This window comes from Pseudomonas sp. Z5-35, assembly GCF_051131945.1.
GTDB classification, from domain to species: Bacteria; Pseudomonadota; Gammaproteobacteria; order Pseudomonadales; family Pseudomonadaceae; genus Aquipseudomonas; species Aquipseudomonas marvdashtae.
This window is the reverse complement of the sequence record NZ_CP071640.1, coordinates 1,717,962-1,729,678: the sequence shown is the minus strand read 5'-3', so window position 1 is coordinate 1,729,678 and position 11,717 is coordinate 1,717,962. Positions and strand designations below refer to the sequence as shown.

Here is an 11,717-nt window from a genome sequence, read left to right as displayed (position 1 = left end):
TAGCTTTTATCTTGCAGCTAGCCGCTTGAAGCTTGGCGCTGCTCTGGAACGACAAAGGCCACCCGAAGGTGGCCTTTGTTGCTGGAACGAAGGGGTCAGCCGAAGCTTACTTCTTCATTTCCCAGCCAGTCAGCTCGGCCAGGGCCTTGCCGATGTCTGCCAGCGAACGCACGGTTTTCACGCCTGCGTCTTGCAGCGCAGCGAATTTCTCGTCTGCAGTGCCTTTGCCGCCAGAGATGATTGCGCCAGCATGGCCCATGCGCTTGCCCGGAGGAGCAGTCACACCCGCGATGTAGGAAACAACCGGCTTGGTCACGTTGGCCTTGATGTAGGCAGCCGCTTCTTCTTCAGCGGAACCGCCGATCTCACCGATCATGACGATCGCTTCGGTCTTCGGGTCTTCCTGGAACAGCTTCAGGATGTCGATGAAGTTGGAGCCTGGGATCGGGTCACCGCCGATGCCGACGCAAGTCGACTGACCGAAACCGGCGTCAGTGGTCTGCTTGACGGCTTCGTAGGTCAAGGTGCCGGAACGGGAAACGATACCGACCTTGCCTGGCAAGTGAATGTGACCTGGCATGATGCCGATCTTGCATTCGCCTGGAGTGATCACGCCTGGGCAGTTAGGGCCGATCAGGGTGATACCCAGCTCGTCGCACTTGACCTTGGCTTCCAGCATGTCGATGGTCGGGATGCCTTCGGTGATGCAGACGATCAGCTTGATGCCGCCGAACGCTGCTTCAAGGATGGAGTCCTTGCAGAAAGGAGCAGGAACGTAGATCACGCTGGCGGTAGCGCCAGTGGCTGCAACAGCGTCCTTGACGGTGTTGAAGACAGGCAGGCCCAGGTGCTCGGTGCCGCCCTTGCCCGGCGTTACGCCGCCAACCATCTGGGTGCCGTATTCGATGGCTTGCTGGGTGTGGAAACTACCTTGCGAACCGGTAATACCCTGGCAGATAACCTTGGTGTCTTTATTGATCAGGACGCTCATTATTTGCCCTCCGCAGCTTTAACGACTTGTTGAGCAGCGTCGGTCAGGCTGGTAGCAGCGATGATGTTCAAACCGCTTTCTGCCAGTACTTTAGCGCCCAGCTCAGCGTTGTTGCCTTCAAGGCGAACAACAACCGGGATTTTCACGCCGACTTCTTTCACGGCGCCAATGATGCCTTCGGCAATCATGTCGCAACGAACGATGCCGCCGAAGATGTTGACCAGTACTGCAGCGACGTTGGTGTCGGACAGGATGATCTTGAACGCTTCGGTTACGCGTTCCTTGGTAGCACCGCCGCCCACGTCGAGGAAGTTGGCTGGCTTGCCGCCATGCAGGTTGACGATGTCCATGGTACCCATGGCCAGGCCAGCACCGTTGACCATGCAGCCGATGTTGCCTTCCAGGGCCACGTAGTTCAGTTCGAACTTGGCAGCGTGCGCTTCGCGCGGATCGTCTTGCGACGGATCGTGGAAAGTCTTCAGCTTAGGCTGACGGTACATGGCGTTGGCGTCGATGTTGATCTTGGCATCGAGGCAGTGCAGGTCGCCGTCGGCCTTGATCACCAGCGGGTTCACTTCCAGCAGCGCCAGGTCGTGGTCCTTGAACAGCTTGGCCAGGCCTACGAAGATCTTGGCGAACTGAGCAACTTGCTTGCCTTCCAGGCCCAGCTGGAAGGCCAGCTCGCGACCTTGGAACGGCTGTGCGCCAACCAGCGGATCAATGGTGGCCTTGAGGATTTTCTCAGGGGTGTCGTGAGCGATTTTCTCGATGTCCACGCCACCTTCGGTGGAAGCCATGAACACGATGCGACGGCTCGAACGGTCAACGACAGCGCCCAGGTACAGCTCTTTAGCGATATCAGTGCACGATTCAACCAGGATCTTGGTGACTGGCTGACCGTTGGCGTCAGTCTGGTAAGTCACCAGACGCTTGCCCAGCCACTGCTGTGCGAAGGCTTTGGCGTCTTCTTTGCTACGAACCAGCTTGACGCCGCCCGCTTTACCGCGACCACCGGCGTGAACCTGGGCTTTGACAACCCATTCGCTGCCGCCGATTTTGTCGCAAGCTTCTGCTGCCGCTTCCGGGGTGTCTACCGCGTAACCGGTGGATACTGGCAGGCCGTACTCAGCGAACAGCTGCTTACCCTGATACTCGTGAAGATTCATGCTTATTACCGTCTTCGTTAGGTACTGCGCATTCGGTGCTGCACCGTTGTGGTGCCGCACCACCTGTGACTGCTGCTTGCGTAGCGTTCCGGTGAACCGGTGTCACTACGCAAGGCTGCGTCCAGCGGATATTCCGCGGTGAGTCTTGCTCGCAAGGCTCACGACGGGCCATACCGCCGTGGTTTCTTATTGTCTATTAACGCTTCTTGCGGTTGGCCACGTGGATGGCGCCGCCATTTACGGCCAGGGCCGCTTCGTGCAAGGCTTCGGACAGGGTCGGATGGGAGAAGACCATCATGCCCAGATCCTCAGCGCTGGTGCCGAATTCCATACCGATCGCGCCTTGCTGTACCAGCTCGGCAGCGCTTGGGCCAATGACGTGAACGCCCAGTACGCGATCCGTCTTGGCATCGGCGATGACTTTCACGAAACCACCGGTATCGTTGGCGGCCATGGCACGGCCACTGGCGGCGAACGGGAAGGTGCCGACGTTAACTTCAACGCCTTCGGCTTTCAAGGCCTGCTCGGTCTTGCCGACCCATGCGATTTCCGGGTGGGTGTAGATCACCGAAGGGATCAGGTCATAGTTGATCTGGGCCTTGTGGCCCTTGATGCGCTCGACGACCATGATGCCTTCCTCGGACGCCTTGTGCGCCAGCATCATGCCGCGGACCACGTCACCGATGGCGAAGACGCCCGGTACGGTGGTGGCGCATTGATCGTCAACCTGGATGAAACCGCGCTCGTCGATTTCCACACCGCTGTCGGCAGCCAGCAGGTCAGTGGTCACCGGACGACGGCCGACCGCAACGATCAGCTTGTCGAAGGTGATGGTCTGTTCGCCGTTGGCGTCGGTGTAGGTCACCACGACTTCTTCGCCGTTGACCTTCGAACCGGTCACGCGAGCGCCCAGCTTGATGTCCAGGCCTTGCTTGGTCAGGGTCTTGAACGCTTCCTTGGAGACGGCGACGTCAGCGGCCATCAGAAAGGTGTCGAGGGCTTCGAGCACGGTCACTTCAGCGCCAAGGCGCGACCATACCGAACCCAGCTCGAGGCCGATCACGCCAGCGCCGATGACGCCCAGGCGTTTTGGCACGGTCTGGAATTCCAGGGCGCCGGTGGAATCGACAATCACGTTCTGGTCGACCGGAGCCGGTGGAATGTCGATCGGACGCGAGCCTGGCGCCAGGATGACGTTTTCGGCTTCGATCACTTCAACCGAGCCGTCCGGCTTGGTCACTTCGACTTTCTTGCCCATCAGCAGCTTGCCGTGGCCCTGGATCGAGGTGACGCCGTTGGCCTTGAACAGGGTGGCGACACCGCTGGTCAGGTTCTTGACGATGCCAGCCTTGCGGCCAACCATCGCAGCAACGTCCATTTTCACTTCACCGGTGGAAATACCGTGAACGTTGAAGCTTTCCTTGGCTTCCTTGTATTTCCAGGAGCTGTCCAGCAGCGCCTTGGAAGGAATGCAACCGACGTTCAGGCAAGTACCGCCCAAGGCCTGTTTGCCTTCCTTGTCGGTGTATTTCTCGATGCAGGCAGTGGTAAGGCCCAGTTGCGCAGCCTTGATGGCCGCTACGTAGCCGCCAGGGCCCGCACCAATCACTACCACGTCGAATTTCTGAGTCATGAAAAAGTTCCTTTTAGCTACAAGCTATAAGCTGCAAGCCACAAGAGAAGCCATTCCCGCTCGCTTTGAGCTTGAGGCTTGCCACTTGCAGCTAGCAGCTGCTTTTTAAATATCCAGGAGCAGACGAGCCGGATCTTCAAGCAGATTCTTGATGGTGACCAGGAACGTCACGGCTTCTTTGCCGTCGATCAAGCGGTGATCGTAGGACAGTGCCAGGTACATCATCGGACGAATAACGACTTGACCGTTGATCGCCATCGGACGCTGCAGGATGTTGTGCATGCCCAGGATAGCCGCTTGTGGCGGGTTGACGATCGGGGTCGACATCATCGAACCGAATGTACCACCGTTGGTGATGGTGAACGTACCGCCGGTCATCTCTTCGATGGACAGCTTGCCGTCACGGGCCTTCTTGCCGAAGGTGGCGATGCCGCCTTCGATTTCGGCCAGGCTCATCTGTTCGGCGTTGCGCAGGACCGGAACCACCAGGCCACGGTCGCTGGAGACCGCAACACCGATGTCGGCGTAGCCGTGGTAGACGATGTCGGAACCGTCAATCGACGCGTTGACGGCCGGGAAGCGCTTCAGCGCTTCGGTGGCAGCCTTGACGAAGAACGACATGAAGCCCAGGCGTACGCCGTTGTGAGACTTCTCGAACAGATCCTTGTACTTCGAACGCAGCGCCATGACTTCGGTCATGTCGACTTCGTTGAACGTGGTCAGCATCGCCATGTTCGACTGGGCTTCAACCAGACGCTCGGCAACCTTGGCACGCAGGCGGGTCATCGGCACGCGTTTTTCAACGCGGTCACCGGCAGCGAACACCGGAGCGGCGGCGGCAGGTGCGGCAGGCTTGGCCGGTGCGGCGGCTGGAGCGGCTTTCTTGGCGGCAACGGCGGCTACCACGTCTTCCTTGGTCACACGACCGCCCTTGCCGGTGCCGGCAACGGAAGCGATGTTGATGCCATTCTCTTCAGCCAGCTTGCGAGCAGCCGGAGCGGCGACTGGATCGTCTTCGCCCGAAGCAGCAGGCGCAGCAGCCTGAGCGGCAGCCGGTGCAGCGGCGGCTGGAGCGGCAGCGGCAGCGCCGCCCTCTTCGATCGAGCCCAGGACCTGATTCGACAGAACGGTAGCGCCCTCTTCGGCAACGATGGCGCCCAGCACGCCGTCAGCTTCGGCCAATACTTCCAGCACGACCTTGTCGGTCTCGATGTCGACGATCAGGTCGTCACGCTTGACGGCGTCGCCTGGTTTCTTGTGCCAGGTGGCAACGGTGCCATCGGCAACCGATTCCGGGAATGACGGGGCTTTGATTTCGATAGCCATTTCAGTGGGTCCTTAAAATTCGGTTTCAGTCAGCGCGAAGGCGTTAAACAGTGAAGGCATCTTGCAGCAGTTTTTCCTGCTGCTCGGCGTGCATCGACGCATAACCACACGCAGGTGCAGCGGAAGCATCACGACCGGCGTACTCCAGGCCCAGGCCCTTCTTATGGTTGCCGATGCTGCGACGCAGGTGATGCTGGCTGCTGTACCACGCGCCTTGGTTCATCGGTTCTTCCTGACACCACACCACATGGGTGAGATTGGTGTAAGGCGCGATGGCCTCCATCAGGTCCTCTTCCGGGAACGGGTAAAGCTGCTCGATACGCACGATGGCGATGTCTTCGCGGCCTTCGGCACGACGTTTTTCCAGCAGGTCGTAGTAGACCTTGCCGCTGCACAGGACCAGGCGAGTCACCTTTGCCGCGTCCAGGGTGTCGATTTCCGAAATGACGGTCTGGAACGAGCCTTCAGCCAAGTCTTCAAGCGTGGAAATCGCCAGTTTGTGACGCAGCAGCGACTTCGGTGTCAGCACGATCAGCGGCTTGCGCAGCGGACGGATGACTTGACGACGCAGCAGGTGGTAGATCTGCGCGGGGGTCGTCGGTACGCAAACCTGGACGTTGTGCTCGGCGCACAGTTGCAGGTAACGCTCCAGACGTGCCGAAGAGTGCTCCGGCCCCTGCCCTTCATAACCGTGTGGCAACAGCATGGTCAGGCCGCAGAGACGGCCCCACTTGTGCTCGCCGCTGGTGATGAATTGGTCGACGACCACCTGGGCACCGTTGGCGAAGTCGCCGAACTGGGCTTCCCAGATCACCAGCGCATTCGGCTCGGTGGTGGAATAGCCATATTCGAACGCCAGGACGGCTTCCTCGGACAGCAGCGAATCGTACAGGTCGAAACGTGGCTGGCCCTTGTACAGGTTCTGCAGCGGAATGTAGGTACCCGCGTCTTTCTGGTTGTGCAAGACAGCGTGACGGTGCGAGAACGTACCGCGACCGATGTCCTGGCCCGTCATGCGAATCGGGTGACCTTCGAACGCCAGGGTCGCGTACGCCATGGTTTCAGCGTAACCCCAGTTGATCGGCAAGCCACCGGCTTGCATCTTCTGCCGGTCTTCGTAGATTTTCGCAACCTGGCGCTGGACCACGAAGCCTTCCGGAATTTCCAGCAGCTTGGCGGACAGCTCTTGCAAGGTCTTGAGGTCGAAGCGCGTGTCGTGACGAGCGGTCCAGGCGTGGCCCAGATACGGACGCCAGTCCACGAACAGCTCCTTGTTCGGCTCTTTGACCAGGCTCTTTACCACATGCAGGCCGTTGTCCAGGGCGTTGCGATATTCATCGACTTTTTCCTGGACGCGCGCGGCATCCAGGACGCCGCCTTGGGTCAGGCGCTCGGCGTACAGCTCACGGGTGGTGCGCTGCTTGGCGATCTGCTGGTACATCAGCGGCTGGGTGCCGCTTGGCTCGTCGGCCTCGTTGTGGCCGCGACGGCGGTAGCAGACCAGGTCGATCACCACGTCACGCTTGAACTGCATGCGGTAGTCGATGGCCAACTGGGTCACGAACAGCACGGCTTCCGGGTCATCGCCATTCACATGGAGAATCGGCGCCTGGATCATTTTCGCGACGTCGGTTGCGTACTCGGTGGAACGCGAGTCCAGCGGGTTGCTGATGGTGAAACCGACCTGGTTGTTGATCACGATGTGCACGGTGCCGCCGGTCTTGAAACCGCGGGTCTGCGACATCTGGAAGGTTTCCATGACCACGCCTTGACCGGCGAATGCCGCGTCACCGTGGATGGAGATCGGCAGCACCTTCTCGCCGGTCGGGTCGTTGCGACGATCCTGGCGGGCGCGAACCGAACCCTCGACCACCGGGGAAACGATTTCCAGGTGGGACGGGTTGAACGCCATGGCCAGGTGCACTTCGCCACCTGTGGTCATCACGTTGGACGAGAAGCCCTGGTGGTATTTCACGTCACCGGAGCCCAGCTCGACCTTCTTCTTGCCTTCGAACTCGTCGAACAGCTCGCGCGGGTTCTTGCCGAAGGTGTTGACCAGTACGTTCAGGCGACCACGGTGGGCCATGCCGATGACGACTTCCTTGGTGCCGTACGAACCGGAACGCTGGATCAGCTCGTCGAGCATTGGAATCAGGCTTTCACCGCCTTCCAGGCCGAAACGCTTGGTGCCCGGGTATTTGGTGCCCAGGTACTTCTCCAAACCTTCACCCGCGGTGACGCGCTCGAGCAAGTGACTCTTGATATCCGCGGAGTAAGCCGGACGACCACGAACGCTTTCCAGACGCTGCTGGAACCACTGGCGCTGTTCGGAATCGGTGATGTGCGTAAATTCAGCGCCGATGGTGCGGCAATATGTCTGCTGCAACGCTTCGTGAATTTCGCGTAGGCTCGCTTCCTCTTTGCCGATGAACAGGTCGCCGGCACGGAAGGTCGTATCAAGATCGGCATTGGTCAAGCCGTAATGAGTGATCGACAGGTCTGCAGGTGCAGGACGCTGCCACAGCCCCAGCGGGTCCAGCTGGGCTGCCTGGTGGCCGCGCATCCGGTAGGCCTGGATCAGTCGCAGTACTTCAACTTGCTTCTTTTCATGCTCGGAGCTCACGCTGCCGGCAGACACCGGTTGGGCGCGGCGCTGGTTCTTTGCCAGCAGCACGAAATGATCGCGAATCGTCGAGTGCGAAACATCAGTGGCAGAGTTACCGTCAGCTGGCAACTTCTGAAAGTAGGTGCGCCATTCTTCTGGCACAGCGTTAGGGTCGTGCAGGTAGAGCTCGTAGAGCTCTTCCACATAGGCAGCGTTACCACCGGAGAGGTGGGCACTGTTCCACATGCGCTGCATCACGCTTTCTTGCATGCTTGGTCACCCTCGATTTGGGGAACACCATCGGCGAAAACACCGAGCAAACTTGCAGAAGTCCGAGTGCAGCGACTAAAACAAGCCACTTAGGATCACGCTGATAGTCCGGGTACCAGCCCGGATGCCCCTGCTTGTCTCATTTCTTCAAAATAAGAACTGCCGCTTTGTGAGTGGCTGTTCTGGTTATAGCCAGGACGTGGGTTGAAGCCCACGCCCTCGCCTCTACGGGTACAGCGGTTCTACGGGTACAGCAGCTGAATCACACGCCGTTTTGCAGCAGCATGTTACGTACGTGACCGATGGCCTTCGTCGGGTTCAGGCCTTTCGGGCAGACGTTGACGCAGTTCATGATCCCGCGGCAGCGGAATACGCTGAACGGGTCATCCAGTGCGGCCAGACGCTCGGACGTCTTGGTGTCGCGGCTGTCTGCCAGGAAGCGATACGCTTGCAGCAGGGCGGCCGGGCCCAGGAATTTGTCCGGGTTCCACCAGAAGGATGGGCACGAGGTCGAGCAGCAGGCGCACAGGATGCACTCGTACAGACCGTCGAGCTTTTCACGCTCTTCCGGAGACTGCAGACGCTCGATGGCCGGAGCCGGCGTGTCGTTCTGCAGGAATGGCTTCACCTTCTCGTATTGCTTGTAGAAGATGCTCATATCAACGACCAGGTCACGGATGACCGGCAAACCTGGCAACGGGCGAACGATCAGCTTGTTGCCCTTGACCACAGCCGACAATGGCGTGATGCAGGCCAGGCCGTTCTTGCCGTTGATGTTCATGCCGTCGGAGCCGCAAACGCCCTCGCGGCACGAGCGACGATAGGAAAAACCTTCGTCCTGCTCTTTGATCAAGGCCAGCACGTCCAGCACCATCAGGTCTTTACCACCGGTATCGACCTGGAAGTCCTGCATGAACGGCGCAGCGTCCTGATCAGGGTTGTAGCGATAAACACTGACTTTCAACATAGCGGTCACCCTTAATAAGTCCGGACTTTTGGTTCGAAAGTCGGAACAGTCTTCGGCGAGAAGTTCACGGCACGCTTGGTGACGCGCTTATCACCCGGGAAGTACAAGGTGTGGCACAGCCAGTTTTCGTCGTCACGGTCTTCATAGTCTTCGCGGGCATGGGCACCACGGGACTCTTTACGTACTTCTGCCGCGATGGCGGTGGCTTCGGCCACTTCCAGCAGGTTCTGCAATTCCAGCGCTTCGATACGGGCAGTGTTGAACGCCTGCGACTTATCGTTGATCTTCACGTTGGCAATTCGTTCACGCAATTGCGCGAGCTGGGCGATACCCTTCTGCATGTATTCGCCGGTACGGAACACACCGAAGTAGTTCTGCATGCAGCTTTGCAGCTCGCGACGCAGGGTGGCGACGTCTTCGCCTTCGGTACGCTCGTTGAGACCGGCCAGGCGCTTGAGGGCCACGTCGATGTCGGTGTCGCTGGCGTCGCGGTATTCGATACCGTCGGTCAGCGCTTTCTCCAGATGCAGGCCGGCAGCACGGCCGAACACCACCAGGTCGAGCAGCGAGTTGCCGCCCAGGCGGTTGGCACCGTGGACGGATACGCAAGCCACTTCACCTACTGCGAACAAGCCAGGGATGATTTGGTCCACGCCTTCGGCGTCCTGGGTGATCGCCTGGCCATGAATGTTGGTGGCAACGCCGCCCATCATATAGTGGCAGGTTGGAACGACCGGAACTGGCGCAACGACCGGATCGACGTGGGCGAAGGTCTTGGACAGTTCGCAGATACCTGGCAGCCGGCTATGCAGCACTTCCTCGCCCAGGTGATCGAGCTTGAGCATCACGTGGTCGCCATTGGGGCCACAGCCGTTGCCGGCGATGATCTCTTTAACCATCGAACGAGCCACAACGTCACGACCGGCCAGGTCCTTGGCGTTCGGCGCATAACGCTCCATGAAACGCTCGCCGTGCTTGTTGATCAGGTAGCCGCCTTCTCCGCGGCAACCTTCGGTGACCAGCACACCGGCGCCAGCGATGCCGGTCGGGTGGAACTGCCACATTTCGATGTCTTGTACCGGCACGCCGGCACGCAGTGCCATGCCGACGCCGTCACCGGTGTTGATCAGGGCGTTAGTGGTGGACGCGTAGATACGCCCTGCACCGCCGGTCGCCAGTACGGTGGCCTTGGCGCGGATGTAGGTGGTTTCACCGGTTTCGATGCAGATCGCGATCACGCCGACAAAAGCGCCGTCCTGGTTCTTCACCAGGTCGACAGCGTAGTACTCGTTCAGGAACACGGTACCGGCTTTCAGGTTGCCCTGATAAAGGGTGTGCAGCAGTGCGTGACCGGTACGGTCGGACGCCGCGCAAGTACGTGCGGCCTGGCCGCCCTTGCCGTAGTCCTTCGACTGGCCGCCGAACGGACGCTGGTAGATACGACCCTGTTCGGTACGCGAGAACGGCATGCCCATGTGGTCCAGCTCGTAAACAGCAGCCGGGCCTTCCTGGCACATGTATTCGATAGCGTCCTGGTCACCGATGTAGTCGGAACCCTTGACGGTATCGTACATGTGCCAGCGCCAGTCATCGTTCGGGTCGGCCGAAGCGATGGCGCAAGTGATGCCGCCCTGGGCGGACACAGTGTGCGAACGGGTCGGGAAAACCTTGGTGATCACGGCAGTCTTGTGACCGCCCTGTGCCAGCTGCAGCGCTGCGCGCATGCCGGCACCGCCACCACCAATGATGATGGCGTCGAAAGAAATCGTTGGAATGTTAGCCATGAATCAGATACCCCAGAGAATCTGCACACCCCAGACGAAGTAAGCGAACATCGCAACGCCGCATACTGCCTGGAAGAGGAAACGTACGGCAGTCGCCGACTTGCCGAACGCCATCTGCGTCAGGTAGTCGGTGGCGATGGTCCACATGCCGACCCAGGCGTGAGCGCCGAGTGCGACAAGTGCCAGCAGACTGAAGATACGCATCCAGTTGTTTGCAAACAGTTCGTGCCATTGGGCGTAGCCCAGGCCGGGGTTGGCTACTACATATCCGATCAGGAAAATGAAATAAGCCGCGAGAACGACCGCCGACACACGTTGCGCCATCCAGTCATAAAGGCCAGAACGCGAGAGGTTCGTGACGTTGGTTACCATATCCAGACTCCTGCCAGAACGATTACCACCACGGAAACGGCGATAACGATTTTCGAGCCCAGCTTGCCGCCTTCCAGCGTCTCACCGATGCCCATGTCCATGATCAAGTGGCGCACGCCGGCTACCAGGTGATACAGCAAGGCGGACAGGATGCCCCAAATCACTAGCTTGGCTAGCGGACTGGTCAGACACGCTTTCACCTGACCGAAGCCTTCTTCCGAATCGAGCGACTTGTCCAATGCGTAAAGCATGATGGCCAGGCTGACGAAGAGGATGACACCGGAAATACGGTGAAGAATGGACGTGTAAGCAGTGACTGGGAGTTTGATGGTCCTTAGGTCTAGGTTTACAGGTCGTTGGCTTTTCACGGCTTTTTTTTCACACTGAAGAGCCCCTAACAATCAGGGCAAAGTTGTTGGGGCGCGCACTGGTCAGGTACTCACCACCCAGGGAGTGACGACCCCCAAGAAAGCAGGCCCAAAAGCCCCTGGCGGTCGGTGGCCGAGTATAGACAGTTAGGCTACTAATGACAACGCGTTCACCTTCCCCTAATAGCGCATTGCACAAGCGCCATAAAAGGCGTAAATGGCAGTCAATTTCGCG

9 protein-coding genes are annotated in these 11,717 nt (G+C 59.3%); all 9 read right to left on the bottom strand.

What is annotated here, in order from left to right:
• Window positions 1-106: 106 nt before the first annotated feature.
• Complete coding sequence (gene sucD / locus J3P95_RS08145; RefSeq protein ID WP_039594137.1) at window positions 107-991, bottom strand: succinate--CoA ligase subunit alpha; 885 nt, start codon at window positions 989-991, stop codon at window positions 107-109.
• Window positions 991-2,157 carry an ADP-forming succinate--CoA ligase subunit beta gene (gene sucC, locus J3P95_RS08140; protein ID WP_007919879.1) on the bottom strand — a complete coding sequence of 389 codons (1,167 nt, stop codon included), beginning with the start codon at window positions 2,155-2,157 and terminating at the stop codon, window positions 991-993. The genes sucD and sucC overlap by 1 nt, the downstream gene beginning before the upstream one ends.
• 196 nt (window positions 2,158-2,353) lie before the next feature.
• The gene (gene lpdA, locus J3P95_RS08135; protein ID WP_434561995.1) at window positions 2,354-3,790 is read right to left on the bottom strand and encodes a dihydrolipoyl dehydrogenase; all 1,437 of its coding nucleotides are present in this window, start codon (window positions 3,788-3,790) and stop codon (window positions 2,354-2,356) included.
• A 105-nt stretch (window positions 3,791-3,895) separates the two neighbouring features.
• Window positions 3,896-5,116, bottom strand: a complete 1,221-nt coding sequence (odhB, locus tag J3P95_RS08130; protein ID WP_434577907.1) for a 2-oxoglutarate dehydrogenase complex dihydrolipoyllysine-residue succinyltransferase — start codon at window positions 5,114-5,116, stop codon at window positions 3,896-3,898.
• A gap of 43 nt (window positions 5,117-5,159) precedes the next feature.
• Window positions 5,160-7,991 carry a 2-oxoglutarate dehydrogenase E1 component gene (locus J3P95_RS08125; RefSeq protein ID WP_434561991.1) on the bottom strand — a complete coding sequence of 944 codons (2,832 nt, stop codon included), beginning with the start codon at window positions 7,989-7,991 and terminating at the stop codon, window positions 5,160-5,162.
• 262 nt (window positions 7,992-8,253) lie between these two features.
• Window positions 8,254-8,958, bottom strand: a complete 705-nt coding sequence (locus J3P95_RS08120; RefSeq protein WP_434561989.1) for a succinate dehydrogenase iron-sulfur subunit — start codon at window positions 8,956-8,958, stop codon at window positions 8,254-8,256.
• Between the two features lie 11 nt (window positions 8,959-8,969).
• A complete protein-coding gene (sdhA, locus tag J3P95_RS08115; RefSeq protein WP_434561987.1) occupies window positions 8,970-10,742 on the bottom strand; it encodes a succinate dehydrogenase flavoprotein subunit in 1,773 nt (590 codons plus the stop codon).
• A gap of 3 nt (window positions 10,743-10,745) precedes the next feature.
• Complete coding sequence (gene sdhD / locus J3P95_RS08110; protein ID WP_003179222.1) at window positions 10,746-11,114, bottom strand: succinate dehydrogenase, hydrophobic membrane anchor protein; 369 nt, start codon at window positions 11,112-11,114, stop codon at window positions 10,746-10,748.
• The gene (gene sdhC, locus J3P95_RS08105; protein ID WP_024780620.1) at window positions 11,108-11,482 is read right to left on the bottom strand and encodes a succinate dehydrogenase, cytochrome b556 subunit; all 375 of its coding nucleotides are present in this window, start codon (window positions 11,480-11,482) and stop codon (window positions 11,108-11,110) included. Before sdhC ends, sdhD begins: the two co-directional genes overlap by 7 nt.
• Window positions 11,483-11,717: the final 235 nt, after the last annotated feature.